The sequence below is a fragment of the Streptomyces sp. NPDC002825 genome (assembly GCF_040295385.1).
GTDB lineage: Bacteria > Actinomycetota > Actinomycetes > Streptomycetales > Streptomycetaceae > Streptomyces.
The window spans coordinates 155485-176378 of sequence record NZ_JBEOVH010000008.1; the positions used below are offsets into that span (position 1 = coordinate 155485).

A 20894-nucleotide genomic window follows, 5' to 3' on the forward strand; every position below is an offset into this window, starting at 1 on the left:
GCCCGTAGTCGTACGAGAAGGCCGGGCACCGACTCAGTCGGTACCCGGCCACTTTCGCCTGCCCGGCCCCTTCTTCGTGCGTGTCAGCCGAAGGTCAGCTGCTGGTTGGTGCCTCCGTTGCAGGTGTACTGCCCGACCGCGACACCGTCGGCGGTCGAGGCGGCCCCGATGTCGAGACACTTGCCGCTGTGCCGGGCCATCAGGGTGACATGGCTCGTGTCGACGGCGTGCACGGCCCACTCCTGGTTCCGGCCGCCGTTGCAGCCGTACTGGAACACCTGGGCGCCGTCGGCAGCCGACGCCCCGCTCACGTCCAGGCACTTGCCGCTGTGGCGGGCGACGACGTTCACGTACCCGGTCGCCGTCGGCCGGAGCGCCCACTGCTGGTTGGTGCCGCCGTTGCACGCGTACTGCACGACGGTGGCCCCGTCGGCGCTCGAAGCACCCGTCACGTCGAGGCACTTGCCGCTGTGCCGGAACACCGGGGTCCTCCAGGCGTCGGGCGCGGTGGAGCGCAGGGTCCAGGACTGGTTGGTGCCGGCGGTCGGCCTGTAGACGCCGACCGGGGCGCCGTCGGCCGTGGACTCGCCGGAGACGTCGAGGAGGAGACCGGAGGCGCTGTTGACGACCGTGGCGTGGCCGTCACCGGAGGTCGAACGCATCCACTGCTGGTCGCTGCCGGTACCGGGGGCGGCGAAGCCGACGGCGCCGGACGTGACCGTGAGCGCCTTGCCGCTCTTGACGCTGGTGACGCGGTACGTGGCCGTGCCGGCCCAGTCGGTGGCGGACGTCTTGGTGAAGGTCCACTGCTGGGCGGAGTCGGCGGGGTTGGAGGTCCGCTGGACCAGGGTGTCCTTGCCGTTCACCGTGGCGACGGCCAGGGCCTTGCCGCTGTTGTCGTTCAGGAGCTGACGGGGTGCGCCGGTCGGCGCACCGGTGGCGGTGGTGTTCACGCCCGTGACGCCGGGGAGCACGAAGGTGGTGACGGAGCCGGCGCCGACGGCGGCCCTGAGGGTCCTGCCGCTGACGGTGAGGTCCGTGCCGCGCTCCACGTTCCGGGTGGCGTCGGTGGTGTAGCGCTCGGCGGTGCCGCCGGTGGCCTGGAAGCCGCCGAGGTCGAGTGTGAGGTCGCGGTCGGTGCCGGCGCGGTTGACGTGCACGAGGACGAGGCCCTGGCCGTTCGGGCGGATCGCCGCGAGGGTGTCGGGGTCGTCGGTGGGCACGACGTGGGCGCCGGGCCGGACGAACCGGGAGTACTGGGCCATGGTCCAGTACTTCTTGTTCTTGCGCAGGGGCTCGGTGGCGGCGTCGGCCGGGGTGAAGTCGGTCTGGATCAGGCCCCAGTTGGAGTTCTCATGGTCCGGGGTCATGTTCTCGTAGTCCTCGACCGCCTGCCAGAGCACCCAGGCGCTGGGCTCCAGCTCCCGGATGTCGGTGGTGATCTTGCCGGCGAGGTCGAGGCCGGGCCGCATGTCGGTGAAGCTCTGGCCGACGCTGCCGCCGATGTCGTTCTCCGACATCCACAGAGGGGTCTTCTCCCCCTTGGCGATGTCGCGGACGGCGGCGCGTCCGCCCGTGTCGTACGTGTGGACGTTGATCCGTCCGACGGCGTCGCGGACGGCGGGGGCGTACTGGCCCCACTGCCGGGCGGCGGCGTCCGGGCCGTAGTCGTCCATGGCGGAGATCGCGGTGGTCCGGCCGTCGGCGTCGAGTCTCGTACGCAGCGTGCCGACGATCCTGGCGACGGAGGCGGGGTCCCAGTGGGAGCCCTCCTGTCGCCCGCCCGCCTTCCAGTAGTCCGCGCTGGGCTCGTTGACCGGGGAGAGCGAGTCGAAGGTGACGCCGGAGCCCTGTTCGGCGCGGCGCAGCGAGCCGGAGAGGTAGGCGGCGAAGCGCTCGTACTGGTCGGAGCGGAGGTTGTCCGACGAGCCGTCGGCGGAGCCGGAGACCAGACCGCTGTGGGTCATGAAGTACGGGGCGGAGTTCGAGAACGCCTCGAAGGTGGTCGCGCCGCGGGCCTTGGCCGCCGAGAGCCACCAGCGCTGGTTGGCGTCGGCCTGGTCGTTCCAGTGGGCGGGGTTGTTCGGGTCCCACCAGTCGGGCGTCTCGGCTCCGGGCCTGTTCCAGTAACCGGGGACCGCGCCGCCGGGCCGCATGTAGGGGGTGGTCTCGGGGCTGTCGCCGCCGCCGATGTTGTAGCGGGCGATGGTGAAGCCGAGGCCGTCGGAGCCGTAGAGGGCGTCGGCGAGGGCGTTGCGCTGGGCGTCGGGCCAGCCGCCGGTGACGTTGGCGAACCAGACGAGGGCGGTGCCCCAGCCCTCGAAGGCCGGCTGCTGGTAGCTCGGGTCGGGGCGGACGGTGCGGGCGTCGGGCGAGGCGGTCGTCGCGGCGGAGGCGGGTCCGGCCGGGGTGAGCGCGAGCGCGGGGAGGACGGGGACGAGCAGTGCGGCGGCGGCTGCGAGGGTGCGCAGCCGCCCGGCGCGGCGGGGGCCGGAGGGGATCAGGGCGGGCGGGGACGACGACACGTACGACTCCCTGGTGGGTGCGGGTGGCACGGGTCCGGGACGGTGGATCCGTGCCGGTCGAGGGCGGTGCGGCGCGGGGCCGGACTTCGTCCACGCGCCGCGTCCGCAGGTGGACGCCGTGTTGCGCAAGGGTGTCACCCTGCCATGTTCGCGTTAACACGAGCGGCTCGGAGAAGAGTCTGGGAGGGGTGAAAGAGGCATGTCAAGGCGTAGCGCGATACCCGGGCGGCGTTTGACCCCGTTTCATGTTTGCGTCAACATTCACGGAGCACGGTTGCCCGCGCGCGCGGTCGGCCCCTGGTTCTCCCCGATGAAAGGCGCGTGGATGGCGACGGAGAAACGGACGCGGTCGCCCCGCTCCCGGGCGGCCCGGCAGTGGCCCTCCATGGCCGAGGTCGCCACCCTGGCGGGCGTCTCCTCGCAGACCGTCTCCCGGGTCGCGAACAACAAGGACAACGTGGACTCCGCCACCCGCGCCAAGGTGCTCTCCGCCATGCAGGAGCTCGGCTACCGCCCCAACACGGCGGCGCGCGCCCTGGTCACCGGCCGGTTCGGGGCCCTGGGCGTGGTCAGCTTCGACGTGGGCCGGCACGGCAACGCCCGTACGCTCGCCGCGATCGCCGACGCGGCCCGCGAGGCCGACTTCTCCGTGAACTTCATGGGCGTGCGCGCCCAGACCGAGGCGGCCGTCCGGCACGCCTTCCAGCATCTGATGCTGCAGTCCGTGGACGGCATCGTGCTCGTCGAGTCGCAGATGCTCGACACGCCCTCGCTCCAGCTGCCGCCGGCCATGCCGGTCGTCGTCGCCGACGGCGACACCGGCCACCGCTACCCCCACGTCGACTTCGACCAGGCGCACGGCGCGCACAGCGTGGTCGCCCATCTGCTCGGCCTCGGGCACCGGACCGTCTGGCACCTGGCCGGGCCCCGCGACTCGTTCGCCGCGCAGCGCCGGGCCGAGGCCTGGCGCCGGACGCTGACCGACGCGGGCGCGCGCGTGCCCCCGCTGATCCACGGGGACTGGTCGGCCGAGTCCGGCTACCGGGCCGGTCTCGGCCTCGCCCGCCGCCCCGAGGTCACCGCCGTCTTCGCGGCGAACGACCAGATGGCGCTGGGGCTCATGCGGGCCCTGCACGAGTCCGGCCGGGACATCCCCGGCGACATCAGCGTGGCCGGCTTCGACGGCGTCGCCGAGGCCGCGTACTTCCATCCCCCGCTCACCACCGTCCACCAGGACTTCGAGGTGGTCGGCCGGCACTGCGTCGCGCTGCTGCTCGACCAGATCGAGGGACGCACGGGCGGCCCGACGACCAGGGCGGTGGAACCGGTCCTCGTCATCCGCTCCAGCACGGGCCCGCCACGGCCGGGCACGGGGGCCTGAGAGCCGGAAGGATCGCGGGCGGGCGCGGGCCCTGAGGTACGGGAGGGACGAGGCCGGACGTCAGGCCCTGAGGCACGGAAGCGCCGCCGCCTGGCGCCGAGCCCTGAGGAGCGGGAGTGTTGCGCCCGGGCGCCGGGTGCTGAGGGGCGGGCGCGCTGCCGCCTGGCGCCGAGCCTTGAGGAGCGGGAGCGTTGTGCCCGGGCGCCGGGTCCTGAGGGGCGGGAGCGCTGCCGCCTGGCGCCGAGCCTTGAGGAGCGGGAGCGCCGGGTCCTGAGGGCGGGAGCGCCGCCGCCTGGCGCCGAGCCCTGCACCCCACGGACTGCGCGCCAGGGCGACCTCCCTCTCCTGAGGCGGGGGGTCACCGCGCCAGGACGGGCGCCTCACCCGAGGCACGGGAGCGCCGTGCCCGGGCGCCCTGCCTAAGGCGCGGAAGCGCCGTGCCCGAACGCCGAGTCCCGAGGCGCGGCAGCGTCATGCCCGGAGCGTCACCCCCCGGCGCCGAGTCCTGACCCAACAGCCCGCCCGCCAAGGCGGCCTCCCCTTCCCGCGGCAGGAGTCACCGCGCCAGGACGGGCGCCTCACTCAAGGCACGGGAGCCCCGTGCCCGAACGCCGAGTCCCGAGGCACGGGAGCGTCATGCCCGGAGCGTCATCCCCCGGCACCGAGTCCTGACCCAACAGCCCGCCGCCAAGGCGGCCTCCCCTTCCCGAGGCACGGGGCACCGCGCCTCGCCCGGGCGTCGCCAGGGCCCGAGGTGCGGCACCCGCGCCGGGCCCGGCGCCTGCCGTGGCGCCCGCTTCCGCCGCCTCGGGCACGGTCAGGACTGCCGGCCGGGATCCCCCGGCGCCGCCGTGCTCGCGCGTTCCACCAGGCGCGTCGGCACGAGCTGTACGCCCGTCACCGTCTCGCCGCGCAGCTCCCGCAGGGCGGCCTCGACGCACAGTTCCCCGACCTGGCCGAAGTCCTGGTGGACCGTCGTCAGCGGCGGGATGAAGGAGGACGCCTCGGCGATGTCGTCGAAGCCGACGACGCTGACGTCCTCCGGCACCCGTACGCCCCGCTCGTGGAAGGCCCGCAGCACACCGAGCGCCATCTGGTCGTTGGCGACGAAGACCGCGGTGCAGCCGGACTCCTCGGCGAGCGCGAGCCCCGCCGCGTACCCGGACTCGGGCGTCCAGTCCCCCCGGAGCACCGGCGGCACCTTCCGCCCGTCCTCGCGCAGCGCCGCCTCCCAGGCCTCCGCACGGCGCCCCGCGGCGAAGGACTCCTCGGGTCCCGCCAGGTGCCACACCGTCTCGTGCCCGAGGCCGAGCAGGTGCTGGACGGCGCTGCGCGCGCCCTGCCGCTGGTCGGTGTCCACGACGGGGAAGCGCCCGGTGGCGTCGGAGTCCACGACGACCACCTTGACGTGCGGCGGGAGCCGCAGCGCCGCCGTGTCGAGGAGGCGTACCTCCATGATGAGGATCACCGCGTCGACGGCGAGCTCGTCGAGCCGGGTGAAGGCTCCCCGCACGTTGTCCTGCGTCGGCGCGTCGAGCGGGATGAGGGTGACCGCGTATCCGGCGCGTGAGGCGGACCCCGCGATGGCCTCCAGCGTGCGGACGTTGCCGGTGCTGGAGAGGCCCATCGTGATGACGCCGATGGCGCGGAAATCGCCGCGCTTGAGGGCGCGGGCGGCGCTGTTGGGCCGGTAGCCGAGCTCCTTCATCGCGTCGAGGACCTTCTGGCGGGTGCTCTCGACGACGGCGGGGTCCCCGTTCGAGACACGGGAGACGGTCTGCGAGGAGACCCCCGCGAGTGCGGCGACGTCCGCCATGGAGACGCGCCGTGGCCGTCCCCTCGCGCCTCGTCGGCCGTCGCCCCCGTCGGCCGTCCGCCGGCCCGCCGTGTCCTTCTCCGCCACTCGAATCCCTCCCATTGACCGCTGCTTCGTGCTTGACGCTCCCGGGTGGGAGTGTCACCATCACGCTACCGATGATTACGTAAACATTTCTCGTCGGCCCGCCCTCACCGGGCCGTTCGCCGGCCCCCTCGGGCGCCCTCGTCCCCACCTCCGGACCGCTCGGTCATCGACGCAAGGACCCACTCCATGACGACCCTGTCGACGCGCGCCGCGGCAGCACCGCCGCCCCGCACACGACCACGCCTCCGGCTGCGCAAGGAGGCCCTCGTGGGCTGGGGCTTCGCCGGGCCGTTCGTCGCGGTCTTCGCGCTCGTCTTCCTCGCGCCGATCGGATACGCGCTGTACCTGAGCCTGTTCCAGGACCGGCTCATCGGCGGTACCTCCTTCGTCGGCCTCGACAACTACGGCGAGGCACTGGCCGACGCCCGCTTCTGGGAGGGGCTGACCCGGGTCGGCCTCTTCCTCCTGGTCCAGGTGCCCGTCATGCTGGGCATCGCCCTCCTGGTCGCCCTCGCGATCGACAGCGGCCGTCTGTACGGAAAGACATTCTTCCGCGTCTCGGTCTTCCTGCCGTACGCCGTCCCGGCCGTCGTCGCCAGCCTGATCTGGGGCTTCATGTACGGCACGCAGTTCGGTCTCGTCGGCAACATCAACGAGGCCCTCGGCGTCTCCCTCCCCGACCCCCTCTCGCCGTCCCTGGTCCTCGCGTCCATCGGCAACATCGTGACGTGGGAGTTCGTCGGCTACAACATGCTGATTTTCTACTCGGCCCTGAAGGTCGTGCCGCGCTCGCTCTACGAGGCCGCCGCCATCGACGGCGCGGGCGAGTGGCGCGTGGTGACCTCCATCAAACTGCCCGCCATCCGCAGTTCGCTCGTCATCGCGACGATCTTCTCGATCATCGGCAGCTTCCAGCTCTTCAACGAGCCGAGCATCCTCCAGAAGCTCGCGCCGAACGCGATCACCAGCGACTTCACTCCCAACCTCTACACCTACTCGCTGTCCTTCTCGGGCCAGCAGCACAACTACGCGGCGACCGTCGCGATCGTGATGGGCGTCGTCACCGCGATCATCGCCTACGCGGTCCAGCTGCGCGGCATGCGGAAGGGCTGAGCCGATGACCACCTCCCTCACCCGGACCCCCTCGGACACCACGGCCGCCCCGGCCGGCGCGCCGAAGCGCCGCGCGCGTCGCCCCCACACCCCGCTCGACCCGCGCCCGAGCATCCCGCTGACCCTCGTCACCGGCCTGGTCCTCGTCTACACCCTGCTGCCCCTGGCCTGGCTGCTCATCAACGCCACCAAGGACCAGAAGGGACTGCTCGACTCCTTCGGACTCTGGTTCGCCGACGACTTCAACCTGTGGGACAACCTCACCCGCACCCTCACCTACGACGACGGCGTCTTCGTCCGCTGGCTGCTCAACACCCTGCTGTACGTCGCCGCCGGCGCGGGCGGCGCCACGGTCCTCGCCGTCCTCGGCGGGTACGCCCTCGCCAAGTACCACTTCCCCGGACGCAGGGCCGTCTTCGCGGTCGTCATCGGAGCCGTCGCCGTCCCCGGCACCGCGCTCGCGGTTCCGACCTTCCTGATGTTCAGCAAGATGGGCCTGACGAACACCCCGTGGGCCGTGATCATCCCGTCCCTCATCTCCCCGTTCGGGCTCTACCTGATGTGGGTGTTCGCCGCCGAGGCCGTACCGAAGGAGCTCCTCGAGGCCGCGCGCATCGACGGCTCCGGCGAGCTGCGCACCTTCTTCACCATCGCGCTGCCGCTGCTGACGCCCGGCACGGTGACGGTCCTGCTCTTCTCCATGGTCGCGACCTGGAACAACTACTTCCTGCCGCTGATCATGATCAAGGACCCCGACTGGTACCCGCTGACCCTGGGGCTCAACGCCTGGAACGCCCAGGCGCAGACCGCCGGCGGCGAGGCCGTCTTCGACCTGATCGTCACCGGCTCCCTGCTCACGATCGTCCCGATCGTGGCGGTCTTCCTGCTGCTCCAGCGGTACTGGCAGTCCGGCCTGGCCGCGGGCAGCGTCAAGGAATGACCGCGCCCCCGTTCCACCCGCTGTTCCACCTCCGTGATCCGTCCCGGGTCCCCCTCACCGATCCCCGCTGATCCCCCAGGGGATCCCCCCGCTGTTCCACCGCCCCTCACATGGTTTCTCCCACCTTCATCACCCTCCAGGAGCACATCCCATGCGAACCCACACCACCCGCAGACTCCTCGGCGCGCTCACCGTGGTCTCCGCCCTCGCTCTCACGGCCACGGCCTGCGGGTCCGACGCCGCGGACGGCGGAGGCTCGACCGGCCCGAAGGACGTCGCGGCCGCGCTGGAGAAGGGCGGCAAGGTGACCGTGTGGGCTTGGGAGCCCACGCTGAAGAAGGTGGCGGAGGACTTCGAGAAGAAGTACCCCAAGGTCGATGTCGAGCTGGTCAACGCGGGCACCGGCGACAAGCAGTACACCGCCCTGCAGAACGCGATAGCCGCCGGCTCCGGCGCCCCCGACGTGGCACAGGTGGAGTACTACGCGCTCGGCCAGTTCACCATCGCCAAGTCCGTCGAGGACCTCGCCCCGTACGGCGCGCAGAAGCACGGCCTGAGCTTCACCGGCGGCCCGTGGAACGCCGTCCACCAGGACAAGGCCGTCTACGCCCTGCCGATGGACTCCGGCCCGATGGCGTTCTTCTACAACAAGAAGGTCTTCGACAAGCACGGCATCAAGGTCCCCACGACGTGGGACGAGTACGTGGACGCCGCCCGCGCCCTCCACAAGGCCGACCCGAAGGTCTTCATCGCCAACGACACGGGCGACGCCGGTGCCACGACCAGCCTGATCTGGCAGGCCGGCGGCCACCCGTACAAGACCGACGGCACGCACGTCACCGTCGACTTCGGCGACGAGGGCACGCAGAAGTACACCGCCACCTGGCAGAAGCTCCTCGACGAGAAGCTGGTCGCGCCCGTCACCTCCTGGAGCGACGCCTGGTACAAGGGCCTCGCCGACGGCTCCATCGCCACCCTCTCCACCGGCGCCTGGATGCCCGCCAACCTCTCCTCCGGCGTCGCCGCCGCCTCCGGCGACTGGCGGGTCGCCCCGCTCCCGCAGTGGACGAAGGGCGCCAAGGCGAGCGCCGAGAACGGCGGCAGCTCGCTCGCCGTCCCGAAGGCCGCGAAGAACAAGGAACTCGCCTACGCCTTCACCGAGTTCGCCACGACGGGTGCGGGTGCGAGCTCCCGCGTCGCCCAGGGCGCGTTCCCCGCGACCCGCGCCGACCTCGAGTCGAAGGCCTTCCTCGACACCGCCTTCCCCTACTTCGGCGGCCAGAAGGCCAACCAGATCTTCGCCGAGTCCGCGAAGAACGTCGGCCCCGACTGGTCCTACCTGCCGTACCAGGTGTACGCGAACTCGATCTTCAACGACACCGTCGGCAAGGCCTACGTCTCCCCGACCCGGCTCACCGACGGCCTGAAGGCCTGGCAGGACGCGACCGTGAAGTACGGCAGCGACCAGGGCTTCACCGTCAACAAGTAGCGGCACCGCCGGAACGGATCCGGGCCCTTCCCGGATCCGTTCCGGCCCGCCGTGGAGCACACTGGCAGGAGGGGGCGGAAGGCCTGCCCCGCCCGGGGACGGCCGGTCCCGCCCGCTCTTGGAAGAGGGTGCGCGGATGCCCAGAACGCGGTCGTCCCGCTCGCGCTACGCCCCCGACCAGGGGCTCGCGGCGCGCATGGCGACGACGATGTTCCTGATCGGGCTGCTGTACGTGCTCTTCGTCGGCGTCCTGCTGGTCCTGCTGCGCGGGTCCTGGCCGATCATCCTGCTGATCACCGGCGCGCTGTTCGTCGGGCAGTTCTGGTTCAGCGACCGGATCGCGGCGCTGGGCATGGGCGCGCGCGAGGTGACCCGCGAGCAGGCGCCCGAGCTGCACGGCACCGTGGACCGGATCTGCGCCCTGGCGGACATGCCGAAGCCGAAGGTGGCGATCGCCGAGAGCGACGTGCCGAACGCGTGCGCCACCGGCCGCGGCGAGAAGACCGCGCTGGTCTGCGTCACGACCGGCCTGCTGCGGCGCCTGGAGCCGGAGGAGCTGGAGGGCGTCCTCGCGCACGAGATGTCGCACGTGGCGCACCGGGACGTCGCGGTCATGACGATCGCGTCCTTCCTCGGCGTCCTCGCCGGGATGATGACGCGGGTCGCGCTCTACAGCGGTCTCGGCCGCAGCCGGGACAGCACGGCGGGTGTCGCCCTGCTCCTCGTCCCGGTGGTCAGCGCCGCCGTCTACGTCGTCAGCTTCCTGCTGACCCGGGTACTGTCCCGCTACCGCGAGCTGGCCGCCGACCGTGCCGCCGCGCTCCTCACGGGGCGTCCGTCGGCGCTCGCCTCCGCACTCACCAAGGTGAGCGGCGAGATGGCCCGGATCCCGACGCGGGACCTGCGCAAGGCGGAGCCGTACAACGCCTTCTGGTTCGCGCCCGCCTTCTCCTCCAAGGAGAGCCTGAGCCGGCTGCTCGCGACGCACCCCACCCTGGAGCAGCGCCTCGAGCAGCTGACGCGGATCTCGGCGCAGCTCGGTGGGGCGTGACGACGGTGGGGTTTCTCGACAGCATCCTCGGGCGCAGCCGGCCGGTCGGGCCCGATCTGGACCGTCTCTTCGCCCTGCCGGCCGCGGCGCTGACCCTTCAGGCGGGCACGGGCTTCGTCCCGGCGGGGGCGGGGTCGGTGTGCTTCGCGGCGGTGGAGGGCGGTGCGTTCGCGCGCCTGAAGGCGGACGTGCGGGACCTCCTGGACGTCGAGGTGGTGGCCGGACCGGAGCTTGGTGCCGGCGGCGACGGGGACCGGAGCGCGGGGCCGGGGGCGTACCCCGTGACGTACACCTCGGATGCGTACGGCTACACCTGGCTCACGGTACGACGTCCCGCCGAGGACCTGATCACGCTGGTCAACGACCTGCACGCGGTCAACGCACTCCTTGAGGAAGCGGGCTTCGGCCCCCATCTGCTCTGCTCCCTGACGACGTTCCGCGCCCCGGCGAGTGGGCCGGAGGGGGTCGGGCCGGGAGGCGCGCGGGCGGTCGATCCGGGAGCCGACGGCCACCGGGCCCGTGACCTGGCGCTCGTGTACCTCTACAAACGCGGCACCTTCTACCCCTTCGCGCCGCGCACGGATCGCACCGAGAGCCGCGACAACGCTCTCGAGCTCCAGGTCAGGGGCCTGCTCGCCGGAGACCTCGCGATGGAGCCGGACATGGAGCGTTGGTTCCCGGTCTGGGGCGCCCCGGGGCTCGGCGGGGCGGAAGGGCTGCGGGGTCTCTGACCGTCGTACGGCAGCGAGGCACCGGCCGCCGACCACGCCACGGCGGTACGTCCTGACGGATCGTGCGGCGCTGTCCCGTCAGTCGGCGATCGGCCAGTTGAGCTCGGTCCGCAGGTCGCGCGGGTCCATGTCCGCCGTCGGCCGCGTCACGTACACCTCCCACCGGTCCGGGCCGCCTCGCAGCCCTTGCTCCCGGATCCAGGCCCCGAGCCGCTCCCAGGACGCACCGAGCCCGTCGAAGCCGCCGTGATGCGTCACGCGCGCGACCCGGCCGCCGGGGAGCTCGCCGGTGACGACCCCGTCCTCGGCCCGCACCTCCTGCCCGGTGACGAACCCGACCTCCAGGTCAAGCGTCTCTCCCGGTGCCCCGTGGGACAGCCCGAACGCGGCGCCCTTCGGCGGGACGTGCTGCTTCTGCAGGACCCGCCCGAGCGCCGCGAAGGACTCGTCGAAGAACGTCCGCAGTTCGCCGAGGGGCACGACGCCGCGCACGACGGCGGTGGTCTCGGGTTCGAGGTCCACGAGCCGGGGCTGCTGCTCGGGGTCCTGGGTGTTGCTGTCGTGGTCGCTGGGCATGGTCATGTCGGTCCGACGCTCCGATTCCGCGTTGACGGCGTACTGGGAACGTACCGACCGGATCCGCGCCGCAGAGTCATCGCCGCGCCCGGAGCCGTGGCCTCCGGTCCTCGGTTCGCTGCGGATCCGTTCAGCGGAGCCAGGCGCCGGTGAGCGTCCGGACGTCGGAGCCGTCGAGGTCGGTGAGCGTGGTGCCGACGAACTCGCGGGCCCACTCGGAGGTCTGGACGCGGAACGGGGGCCGGTCCCCGGTCAGTGCCTCGATGATCGGGGCCGCGGCCTCGAACGGCGTCTGGGCGTTGCCGAAGGACTTCTGGGTACGGGCGACGTACGCCTGCAGGGCGGGGGCGTACGGTCCGGCAGCGGCAAGCAGGGCCGGGACGTCGAGGCCGATGTTGGCGACGAACTCGCTGGCCACCGCGCCCGGTTCGACCACGGTGACGTCGACGCCGACGGTGGCGGCGACGGGGTCGAGCGACTGCATGAAGCCCTCGACGGCGAACTTCGCCGCGCAGTAGGCCTCGTTGAAGGGCTGTCCGACCGCGCCGCCGACGCTGGTGACGGTGATGAGCCGGCCGCGGGACGCCCTCAGGTGCGGCAGGGCGGCGCGGGTGGCGGCGACCACGCCGAAGAAGTTGACCTCCATGGCGGTACGGACGTCGTCGAGGCTCATCTGCTCGATGGTGCCGATCTGGGCGGCTCCGGCGTTGTTGACCAGTGCGTCGAGGCGGCGGTGCTCGGCGATGACCTCGTCCAGGCAGGTGGCGATGGAGTCGGGGTCGACGACGTCCAGGCGCTTGACCTGGATCCGGTCGGTGACGGCGTGCTCGGCGGCGGCCTTGAGCAGGGCCTCGGATTTCCCGGTGTCGCGCATGGTGGCGGCGACGGTCCAGCCGGCCTGGGCGGCGGCCACGGCGGTGGCCAGGCCGATTCCGGAGGACGTACCGGTGATCAGGACGGTCTTTTCGCGGGCCATCAAGGGGTCTCCTTGTCTGTCGGACGGAGCACCGGCCCATAACCGGGGAACTCCCCATTTGAGCGGGAGGCTAACCGGGGAACTCCCCGGTTGTCCAGTTAGACTGGATCCCGACGAAGGGAGCAGCGTTGACCAGCCAGCCGAGCGTCCTGCGCGCCGATGCCCGCCGCAACCGGGACCGGATCCTCGAAGCGGCCGTACGGGCTTTCGCCGAGAAGGGGGCGGATGTTCCGATCGACGCGATCGCCAAGGCGGCCGGGGTCGGCTCGGCCACGCTCTACCGTCACTTCCCGACGCGCGAGGCGCTGGTCGAGGCCGCCTACCGCAACGAGCTGGCGCGTGTCTGCGACAGCGCCGCCCAGCTGCTGGCCGAGCTGCCGGCGGACCGCGCCCTGCGCGTGTGGATGGACCGGTTCATCGACTACCTGGCCGCCAAGCAGGGCATGGCGGACGCCCTGCGGGCCGCCGTCGCGTCCGGCGCCGACCCGTTCGCCGAGACCCTCGACCGGCTCGGCGCGGCGATCGACTCCCTGCTCCGCGCGGGAGCCGAGGCCGGCCTCCTGCGCTCGGACGTCGACCCCTTCGACGTGGGCCTCAGCCTCGCCGGCATCGCCCTGATCACCAGCTCCCCGACCCAACGCGCCCGCTCGCCCCGCCTCCTCGACCTCCTCCTCGACGGCCTGCGCCACGGGGCGGACGGGTAGGGACCTGCGTGGTCGGCCCGTTCGCCGGCATCCGTCGCCTCGGCGGAGCGGGACGGATCGGTGGCGAGGTCCTCGTTGGCCCGTTGACACGACGACGGGGGCCCGCCCCTGGGGTCACCTGGGCGGCGGAGTGCCCACGAAGGTCAGGGACGCCGAGATCCGGTGCTCCAGGACAGGGCCCTCGCCGAGGCCGGGACCGCCGACCGTCACCCTCGGGTGGTCCCCGTCGACGCCGGGCCGACGGTGGCCGGGGCGACCGCTCACGCCGGAGGTGCGGGCCGGTGGTCGGCGGTCACGCGGAGGCTCCGGTGTCCACCGGCATCGCGGCCAGGCGCCACTCCAGCATCCCGTCGTCGAGGCGGATCGCCCGGCGCCCGTGGGCGGTCAGCAGCCGGACGGCGTCGTAGGCGAGGACGCAGTATTCACCGCGGCAGTAGACGACGGTCTCGGTGCCCTCGGGCAGTTCACCGATGCGGTCGGCGAGTTCGTCGACCGGGATCGAGATCGCGCCGGGTATGTGACCGGCGAGGTACTCCTCCACCGGCCGTACGTCCAGCACCACCACGTCCCCGGCTTCGACGCGGACCCGCAGCTCCTCGCGGGTGACCTCCGCGGCGCCGTCGTCGCCGAGGTACGCCTCGCGGGCCGGGGGCACGGCCGCCTGGTGGTTCTCGGCGACCTTGCGCAGCAGCGCGAACAACCGGGCGACGTCCTCGCCCGCGAGCCGGTAATGGATGCGCACACCGTCCCGGCGGGTCGCGACGAGTCCGGCCTGCTTGAGCGTCTGCAGGTGCGCCGAGGCGGTCGTCAGGTTCAGCCCGGCCGCCCTCGCCAGGGCGTCCACGGTGCGCTCGCCCTGCGCGAGCAGGTCAAGCAGCTCCAGCCGCTTTCCGCTGGCCAGCGCCTTGCCGCTGGCCGCGAACGCCTCGTACAGCTCCGCTTTCGAGCCGGTCGTGCCCTTCACCAAGACATCCTCCATAAATCCATGGAATATTATAAGTGATGACCGGGCGCCGTGACCACGCGCCCGACCGCCGCACCGCCGATCCCGGGAGGACCGCCGTGGGCTTTGCCGACGACCACCTGATTCCGCTGGTCGACGAGGGTCTTGGCAACAGCGCCTACCTCGTCGACCTGGGCGACGGCCGCGCCCTGGCCGTCGACGCCGCCCGCGACCTGCGGGCGCTGCACGCCGCCGCCGAGCGGCGCGGCCTGACCGTGGCGTACGCGGCCGACACCCACCTGCACGCGGACTTCCTCTCCGGCGCCGTGCAGCTGGGCCACGACCACGGCGCCACGGTCCTGGCGTCCGCCGCCGGCCGCCGCGCCTTCGCGCACCGGGGCCTGGCCGACGAGGACGAGGTCGACCTCGGCGGACTGACCCTGCGGGCCCTCGCCACCCCCGGGCACACCGACGAACACCTCTCCTTCCTGCTCCTCGACGGCGGCCAGGAGCTGGGCGTGTTCACCGGCGGCTCGCTGATCGTGAACTCAGCCGCCCGCACCGATCTCCTCGGAGCCGACCGGACCGAGGAGCTGGCCCGCGCCCAGTACCGCTCCCTCAAGCGGCTGACACAGCTGCCCGACGCGACCGCCGTGTGGCCCACCCACGGCGCCGGCTCCTTCTGCTCCGCCCCGCCCGGCAGCGAGCGCACCACGACCATCGGTGCGCAGAGGCGGGCCAACCCGCTGCTCGCAGCGCCCGACGAGGACTCGTTCGTCCGGCAGCTGACCGGCGGCCTGGGCACCTACCCCGCCTACTTCGACCGGCTGGCCGAGGCGAACCGGCGCGGCCCCGCCGTCCTGACCGGCACCCCGCTGCTGCCCGTGCTCACCCCCGGGCAGGTGGGCGCACTGCTCGCCGACGGCGGACACGTCGTGGACGTCCGCCCGGCGGCGGACTTCGCCGCCGGGCACATCCCGGGATCCCTCTCCATCCCGCTGCGCCCCCAGTTCGCCACCTGGCTCGGCTGGCTCCTGCCCGACACCGCACCCCTCGCCTTCGTCGCCGGCGAGGACCAGGACCTGAGCGAGATCGTCTGGCAGGCGTACAAGATCGGTTACGAGCGGCTCGCCGGGCGTCTCGCCGGCGGCATGGCCGCCTGGCTCGCCGAGGGCAACCCCCAGTCCGCCACGCCGTTCGTGAAGGCCGATCGCGCGGCGGGACGCCCCTACGTCGACGTACGGCAGGAGGCGGAGTTCGCCGACGGCCATGTCCCCGGCGCCACGCACATCGAGCTCGGTGCCCTGGCCGCCCGGGCCTCCGACGCCCCCGACGGGGCGGTCGTCGCCTGCCGGCACGGCGAACGCGCCATGACCGGCGCCAGCCTCCTGGAACGTGCCGGGCACACCGGCGTCGCCGTCCTCGCCGGCGGACCCGCCGAGTACGCCGCGGCGCAGGGGCAGCGGCTCGTCCAGGGCGCGGAGGACACCCGCCCGTGAACCCCGCGCCCACCGCCGCACCCACCGACGCCTCCGGGAGGCCCGTACGGCTCGGACTGCGGGAGAACCGGCTCCAGTTCACCCTGCTCGTCGTCGTCAACGTCTGCGTCGGCGGTCTCGTCGGGCTCGAACGCACCACCGTCCCGCTCATCGGCACCGAGACCTTCGGCCTGACCAGCGACCTCGCCGTCTTCTCCTTCATCATCGCCTTCGGCCTCACCAAGGCCCTGACCAACCTCGCCGCCGGCGCGCTCACGGCCCGCTTCCGCCGCAAGCAACTCCTCGTCGCCGGCTGGCTGATCGGCATACCCGTCCCCTTCGCCCTCGCCTGGGCGCCCTCCTGGGGCTGGATCGTCGCCGCCAACGTCCTGCTCGGCCTCAACCAGGGCCTGACCTGGTCCATGACCGTCAACATGAAGATCGACCTCGTCGGGCCCTCCCGCCGAGGACTCGCCACCGGCCTGAACGAGGCCGCCGGATACACCGCCGTCGGCGCGACCGCCCTGCTCACCGGCTACCTCGCCACCGCCTACGGGCTGCGCCCCGTACCCGAACTCATCGGCGTCGTCTTCGTCGCCGCCGGTCTCGCCCTGGCCCTCGTCGTCCGCGACACCGCCGCCCACGTCGCCCTCGAACTCGCCCAGCACCCCGGGCCGCTGCCCGCCGGCGAGCGCACGGATCTCGCCGCCACGTTCGCCCGCACGTCCTGGCGCGACCGCTCCCTGCGCGGCGCCAGCCAGGCCGGTCTGGTCAACAACCTCAACGACGGCCTGACGTGGGGTGTCTTCCCCCTCCTGTTCACCGACCACGGTCTGGGCCTCGCCGCCGTCGGCCTCATCAAGGGCCTGTATCCGATCCTGTGGGGTGTCGGGCAGATACCCACCGGGCACCTCGCGGACCGCATCGGACGCAAACCCCTCATCGTCACCGGCATGCTCGTCCAAGCCGCCGGCTTCGTCCTCGCCCTCGCCCTGCTCGACACCCCCCTGCTCGCGGGCGTCCTCTCCGCCGTCGCCCTCGGCATCGGCACCGCCATGGTCTACCCCGCCCTCATCGCCTCCGTCTCGGACCACGCGCACCCGGCCTGGCGCGCCAACGCCCTCGGGACGTACCGCTTCTGGCGCGACATCGGCTACGCCGCGGGCGCCCTCGTCGCCGGCCTCCTCGCCGACGCCTTCGGACTGGACGCCACCGTCATCGCCGCGGCAGCCCTCACCGCCGCGTCAGGCCTCCTCGCCGCGCACTGGATCACCGACCGCGCGAAGGCCTGACGAGGAGGCACGGCGACGCGACTGACCCGAATGCCCCAGGGGCGGGGCGCCCCGACCGCAGTGCCCCGAGCATGGGAAGGGGCCGGCGGCAGTGGTTCCGTGCCGTCGGCGGCCCCGCAGCCCCGCAGCCCTTCCGCGGAAAGAGGTCCGTCATGACGTCGAGGGAGTCGTTCGGCGAACCCGTCTTCCCGTCCCGCGCGCCCGACGGCGGGCGTTACGGTGAGGACGTGTTCCGGCCCGAGCAGGCCGGCGAGGGCGAGCGGATCGATCTCGGGGCGCTCGCGTACGACGACCTCACCCTGTCGCGGCTGCGCGCCCTCGGTGCCGGGCCGGGGTGGCGCTGTCTGGACATCGGTGCCGGTACGGGCACGGTCGCGCGGCGCCTGCTGCGCGAGGCGGACGTGGCGGGCGTGCTGGCCGTCGACCGTGATGTGCGGTTCCTCGCCGAACGGACCGTCCCCGGCCTCGACGTGCTCCAGGCCGACATCACCGCCCCGGACTTCGCGCCGGGCCGGTTCGACCTCGTCCACGCGCGGTTCGTGCTCATGCATCTGCCGGAGCCCGAGCGCATGGTGTCCGCGCTGGCCGGGCTGGTCGCGCCCGGTGGCGTGCTGGTCCTCAGCGACGCCGTGGACCTGACCAACCACCCGCACTCGGCTCCGGACGGCCTGGCCCGGGCGGACACGCCGTACGCCGCGGCCATGCGGGCGATGTGGCAGGGGCTGCGCACCTCCATCGGCACCGACGTCTCCTGGGTGCCCTCGTACCCGCGGCTGCTGCGCGCGGCGGGCCTGCGGGCGGTCGGCGCCGAGATGTACGTGCCGCCGCTGCTGCCGGGAAGTCCGATCAGCCGTTTCTGGGCCGACACGTGGGAGCGCAGCCGGGCGTCCATGGTGGCCACCGGCCTGATCGACGGCGCGGGCATCGACGCGGCGGTCCGCTACCTGGACTCGGACGCGTGCGCCGCGCTCTCCGCCGGGATGCTCACCGCCTGGGGTCGGGCCGCGCGCTGACGCCGGCACGGATGCGCCCCCGCACCGTCACGCGACGAGCCGGGCCGCTGAGAACCCACCGCGAGGCGGGCCGAGGGGGCCGTCCGGCCCTCCTCACGGCCCGCCCGCAGGGGGAGACTCGGTAGGGACGACCTACCGAACCCTCCGCCCTGAGGAGCACACGATGCCCTCCTCCCGCTACACCGTCAGTGACGTCATGACGCACACCGCCATCGCGATCGGCCGTGACGCGCCGTACAAGGAGATCGTCGCGCTCATGGACGAGTGGAAGGTGAGCGCGCTGCCCGTCCTCGAGGGCGAGGGGCGTGTCATCGGGGTCGTATCGGAGGCGGACCTGCTGCCCAAGGAGGAGTTCCGGAACGTCGCACCGCGCCCGGAGGAGTTCCCCGAAGCCGCCAAGGCCGGGGCCGTACGGGCCGCGGAGCTCATGTCGAGTCCGGCCGTGACCGTGCACGCGGACGCCTCGCTCGCCGAGGCCGCCCGGATCATGGCGCGGCGGAAGGTCAAGCGGCTCCCGGTGGTGAACGAGATCGGGATGCTGGAGGGGGTCGTCAGCCGCAGCGACCTGCTCAAGGTGTTCCTGCGCAAGGACGAGGAGATCGAGGCGGAGATCCGCCGTACGGTGCTCGGCGGGTCTGCCGCGCTCGTGGACGTGGACGTCTCCGTGGGGGAAGGGGTGGCCACCCTGCGTGGTGCCCTCCCCGACCGCTCCCTGGTGCCGCTGCTCGCGCGCGCCGTGCGTGCCGTGGAGGGTGTGGTCGACGTACACATGGATCTCGACGGACAATCCTCGTAGGGGCGGGCAGGAACCCATCGAGCACAGGGGTCGCCATGACCGAGCTGCCGGAAGCGGCATCACCCACGCGGGTCTTCCTCGTGGACGATCACGAAGTCGTCCGACGGGGCCTGCGTGACCTGATCGACGACGAACCCGACATGGAGGTCGTCGGGGAGGCGTCGAGCGCGGACCAGGCGCTGGCCAGGGGGCCGGCGCTGCGTCCGGACGTGGCCGTGCTCGACGTACGGCTGCCGGACGGCGACGGGATCTCGCTCTGCCGCGAGCTGCGCTCACGGATGCCGGAGCTCGCATGCCTGATGCTGACCTCGTTCGACGACGAGGACGCGCTCATCGACGCGATCATGGCCGGAGCCGCCGGGTACGTGCTCAAACAGATCAAGGGCTCCGATCTGGTGTCGGCCGTACGGACCGTGGCCACGGGCCAGTCGATGCTCGACCCCGCCACCACCGCCCGGCTGATGCACTCGCTGCGGGATCCGGAAGCGGCCAAGCCGCCCGAGGACGAGCGGCTCGCGGTCCTGTCCGAGCGGGAACGTTCCGTGCTCGACCTGATCGGCGAGGGGCTCACCAACCGGCAGATCGCGAAGCAGCTGTACCTGTCGGAGAAGACGGTCAAGAACCACATCTCCCGGCTGCTCGGCAAGCTGGGTGTGGAGCGGCGGGTGCAGGCGGCCGTGATCGCCGCACAGGCCCACGAGCACGAGGCGGACGCGCAGTAGGCCGGCGCCCTCGGGCGCGTCCGGCCGGCAGCGGCAGCCGCCCTGCGAGCAGCGTGCAGCCGGTCGGTCACGGCCGCGCGGGGATCGGCCGGACACCCCCCTGCAGGCGTACGGCCCGTTCGGCGAGGTTCCATCGGCGCGGTCGCCGAGGCCGGCACGGCGGCCTCAGTCGACCGGGACGGTGATCACCGGGCAGTGGGCGCGGTGCAGCAGCCCGTGGACGACGGAGCCGAGGCGCATCCCCGAGTAGCCGCCCCGGCCACGGCGGCCGACGACGAGGGCCAGGGCGTGCTCCGCCGCCTCCGCGAGCCGCTCGACGGGCGAGCCGATGAGCACCTCGTGGGTGAGTCGGACGTCGGGGTACTTCTCCGCCCACCCGGCGGTGGTCTCGGAGAGCATCCGGCGCTCGGCGTGGAACAGGGTGTCGCCGGTGTGCAGCGTGAAGACGGGCGGGGCCCAGACGGCGATGGCGCGCAGGGCGCAGCGCCTGAGGTCCGCCTCCTCGAAGGCGAGGGCCAGCGCGGCACGGGAGGATGCGCTGCCGTCGACGCCGACGACCAGGTAGGGCGGGTCCTGTGTGCTGTGCTCGGCGTCGCCCACGACGACCACGGGGCAGCGCGCCTGGGCGGCGACCGGGACCACGAGGGAACCCGCGCTCAGGAACTCCTCGGTGCGGCTGAGGTGCCGCGAGCCGAGCACCACCATGGCGGCGTCCGACGACAGGCCGGCCAGCACCTTCGCCGGGGCGCCGTCGAGAAGGGCGGTGATCACGCGGACGTCGGGCTGCCGGTCCCGTGCCCAGGCCGACGCGACGCGCAGCGCGTCCTCGCCCGCGACCCTCCGTGCCCGGCGCCGGGCGGTGTCCTCGCCGTCGGGGGTGTCACGCGGGGGCGGTACGGCGACCACGAGGCGCAGGGCGCGGAGGCGCCGGCGGGCCTCGTCGGCGGCCCAGGCCATGGCGAGGTGCCAGTTCCGGTCGGGGTCCAGGCCGATGACGATGTCGCGCGGTACGAGCGTGCTGGTCATGGTGTGCTCCCGATGTCTGTCCGGGTCCGTGCCGTGGGATCGGCTCCACCGGGCAATGGGCGTACTGCGACTCCTCCACCCTCACAGCGGAGGGCGGCGCCGGCGGAGGGCCGCTGGGGCCCATACGGGGACCAAAGGTCCCCTCGGGGCACGGGCCGGGTCCGATCCGAACGGGCCCCGCTGTGGACCGTTCGGCCCTCGCCGCCCGTCGGCGGTCCCGTCAGGGTGGTGACAC

The 20894-nt window shown here is 72.8% G+C and carries 18 protein-coding genes; 12 read left to right on the forward strand and 6 right to left on the reverse strand.

Going from position 1 to position 20894, the window contains the following annotated elements; genetic code table 11:
• Positions 1–83: 83 nt before the first annotated feature.
• A complete protein-coding gene (locus ABT041_RS13745; RefSeq protein ID WP_351183538.1) occupies positions 84–2525 on the reverse strand; it encodes an RICIN domain-containing protein in 2442 nt (813 codons plus the stop codon).
• 385 nt (positions 2526–2910) lie between these two features.
• Between ABT041_RS13745 and ABT041_RS13750 the strand changes: the two genes are divergently transcribed.
• Positions 2911–3906, forward strand: a complete 996-nt coding sequence (locus ABT041_RS13750) for a LacI family DNA-binding transcriptional regulator (RefSeq protein WP_502976472.1) — start codon at positions 2911–2913, stop codon at positions 3904–3906.
• 817 nt (positions 3907–4723) lie between these two features.
• Here the strand turns inward: ABT041_RS13750 and ABT041_RS13755 are convergent.
• Entirely contained in the window at positions 4724–5722 is a 999-nt protein-coding gene (locus ABT041_RS13755) for a LacI family DNA-binding transcriptional regulator (RefSeq protein WP_351183542.1), read from the reverse strand.
• A 273-nt stretch (positions 5723–5995) separates the two neighbouring features.
• On the opposite strand from ABT041_RS13755, the gene ABT041_RS13760 reads away from it, so the two are divergent.
• From ABT041_RS13760 to pspAB, 5 genes are all read left to right on the forward strand, one after another.
• On the forward strand, positions 5996–6922 hold the full coding sequence (locus ABT041_RS13760; protein ID WP_351183544.1) for a carbohydrate ABC transporter permease: 927 nt from the start codon (positions 5996–5998) through the stop codon (positions 6920–6922).
• A 4-nt stretch (positions 6923–6926) separates the two neighbouring features.
• Positions 6927–7862 carry a carbohydrate ABC transporter permease gene (locus tag ABT041_RS13765; protein ID WP_351183546.1) on the forward strand — a complete coding sequence of 312 codons (936 nt, stop codon included), beginning with the start codon at positions 6927–6929 and terminating at the stop codon, positions 7860–7862.
• 151 nt (positions 7863–8013) lie between these two features.
• A complete protein-coding gene (locus ABT041_RS13770) occupies positions 8014–9351 on the forward strand; it encodes an ABC transporter substrate-binding protein (RefSeq protein ID WP_351183548.1) in 1338 nt (445 codons plus the stop codon).
• A 136-nt stretch (positions 9352–9487) separates the two neighbouring features.
• The gene (htpX, locus tag ABT041_RS13775; RefSeq protein ID WP_351183550.1) at positions 9488–10402 is read left to right on the forward strand and encodes a zinc metalloprotease HtpX; all 915 of its coding nucleotides are present in this window, start codon (positions 9488–9490) and stop codon (positions 10400–10402) included.
• Positions 10403–10407: 5 nt separating this feature from the next.
• The gene (pspAB, locus tag ABT041_RS13780; protein ID WP_351183721.1) at positions 10408–11133 is read left to right on the forward strand and encodes a PspA-associated protein PspAB; all 726 of its coding nucleotides are present in this window, start codon (positions 10408–10410) and stop codon (positions 11131–11133) included.
• A 78-nt stretch (positions 11134–11211) separates the two neighbouring features.
• Here the strand turns inward: pspAB and ABT041_RS13785 are convergent, their stop codons facing one another.
• Together ABT041_RS13785 and ABT041_RS13790 are read right to left on the reverse strand one after the other, a co-directional pair.
• Entirely contained in the window at positions 11212–11715 is a 504-nt protein-coding gene (locus tag ABT041_RS13785; protein WP_351183552.1) for a GyrI-like domain-containing protein, read from the reverse strand.
• A gap of 124 nt (positions 11716–11839) precedes the next feature.
• Entirely contained in the window at positions 11840–12685 is an 846-nt protein-coding gene (locus tag ABT041_RS13790) for an SDR family oxidoreductase (RefSeq protein ID WP_351183554.1), read from the reverse strand.
• Positions 12686–12813: 128 nt separating this feature from the next.
• On the opposite strand from ABT041_RS13790, the gene ABT041_RS13795 reads away from it, so the two are divergent.
• A complete protein-coding gene (locus ABT041_RS13795; protein ID WP_351183556.1) occupies positions 12814–13389 on the forward strand; it encodes a TetR/AcrR family transcriptional regulator in 576 nt (191 codons plus the stop codon).
• 292 nt (positions 13390–13681) lie between these two features.
• Here ABT041_RS13795 and ABT041_RS13800 read toward each other — a convergent pair whose 3' ends face one another.
• Complete coding sequence (locus ABT041_RS13800) at positions 13682–14368, reverse strand: ArsR/SmtB family transcription factor (RefSeq protein ID WP_351183558.1); 687 nt, start codon at positions 14366–14368, stop codon at positions 13682–13684.
• 23 nt (positions 14369–14391) lie between these two features.
• Here ABT041_RS13800 and ABT041_RS13805 point away from each other — a divergent pair, with 23 nt between their 5' ends.
• The 5 genes from ABT041_RS13805 (at position 14392) to ABT041_RS13825 (ending at position 19633) form a co-directional block, all read left to right on the forward strand.
• A complete protein-coding gene (locus ABT041_RS13805; protein ID WP_351183560.1) occupies positions 14392–15831 on the forward strand; it encodes an MBL fold metallo-hydrolase in 1440 nt (479 codons plus the stop codon).
• Positions 15828–17102 (forward strand): MFS transporter, encoded by a 1275-nt coding sequence (locus ABT041_RS13810; RefSeq protein ID WP_351183562.1) that lies wholly within the window; start codon positions 15828–15830, stop codon positions 17100–17102. The genes ABT041_RS13805 and ABT041_RS13810 overlap by 4 nt, the downstream gene beginning before the upstream one ends.
• Positions 17103–17254: 152 nt before the next feature.
• Positions 17255–18115, forward strand: a complete 861-nt coding sequence (locus ABT041_RS13815; RefSeq protein ID WP_351183564.1) for a class I SAM-dependent methyltransferase — start codon at positions 17255–17257, stop codon at positions 18113–18115.
• Between the two features lie 163 nt (positions 18116–18278).
• On the forward strand, positions 18279–18911 hold the full coding sequence (locus ABT041_RS13820; RefSeq protein WP_351183566.1) for a CBS domain-containing protein: 633 nt from the start codon (positions 18279–18281) through the stop codon (positions 18909–18911).
• 35 nt (positions 18912–18946) lie between these two features.
• A complete protein-coding gene (locus tag ABT041_RS13825) occupies positions 18947–19633 on the forward strand; it encodes a response regulator (RefSeq protein WP_351183568.1) in 687 nt (228 codons plus the stop codon).
• Between the two features lie 165 nt (positions 19634–19798).
• Here the strand turns inward: ABT041_RS13825 and ABT041_RS13830 are convergent, their stop codons facing one another.
• Entirely contained in the window at positions 19799–20659 is an 861-nt protein-coding gene (locus ABT041_RS13830; RefSeq protein ID WP_351183570.1) for a universal stress protein, read from the reverse strand.
• Between the last annotated feature and the right edge of the window lie 235 nt (positions 20660–20894).

Coding starts and splice junctions, on each gene's coding strand:
- ABT041_RS13750 (WP_502976472.1), top strand. CDS start 2,911: ATGGCCGAGGTCGCCACCCTGGCGGGCGTCTCCTCGCAGACCGTCTCC.
- ABT041_RS13755 (WP_351183542.1), bottom strand. CDS start 5,722: ATGGCGGACGTCGCCGCACTCGCGGGGGTCTCCTCGCAGACCGTCTCC.
- ABT041_RS13760 (WP_351183544.1), top strand. CDS start 5,996: ATGACGACCCTGTCGACGCGCGCCGCGGCAGCACCGCCGCCCCGCACA.
- ABT041_RS13765 (WP_351183546.1), top strand. CDS start 6,927: ATGACCACCTCCCTCACCCGGACCCCCTCGGACACCACGGCCGCCCCG.
- ABT041_RS13770 (WP_351183548.1), top strand. CDS start 8,014: ATGCGAACCCACACCACCCGCAGACTCCTCGGCGCGCTCACCGTGGTC.
- htpX (WP_351183550.1), top strand. CDS start 9,488: ATGCCCAGAACGCGGTCGTCCCGCTCGCGCTACGCCCCCGACCAGGGG.
- ABT041_RS13785 (WP_351183552.1), bottom strand. CDS start 11,715: ATGACCATGCCCAGCGACCACGACAGCAACACCCAGGACCCCGAGCAG.
- ABT041_RS13790 (WP_351183554.1), bottom strand. CDS start 12,685: ATGGCCCGCGAAAAGACCGTCCTGATCACCGGTACGTCCTCCGGAATC.
- ABT041_RS13800 (WP_351183558.1), bottom strand. CDS start 14,368: ATGGAGGATGTCTTGGTGAAGGGCACGACCGGCTCGAAAGCGGAGCTG.
- ABT041_RS13805 (WP_351183560.1), top strand. CDS start 14,392: ATGACCGGGCGCCGTGACCACGCGCCCGACCGCCGCACCGCCGATCCC.
- ABT041_RS13815 (WP_351183564.1), top strand. CDS start 17,255: ATGACGTCGAGGGAGTCGTTCGGCGAACCCGTCTTCCCGTCCCGCGCG.
- ABT041_RS13820 (WP_351183566.1), top strand. CDS start 18,279: ATGCCCTCCTCCCGCTACACCGTCAGTGACGTCATGACGCACACCGCC.
- ABT041_RS13825 (WP_351183568.1), top strand. CDS start 18,947: ATGACCGAGCTGCCGGAAGCGGCATCACCCACGCGGGTCTTCCTCGTG.
- ABT041_RS13830 (WP_351183570.1), bottom strand. CDS start 20,659: ATGACCAGCACGCTCGTACCGCGCGACATCGTCATCGGCCTGGACCCC.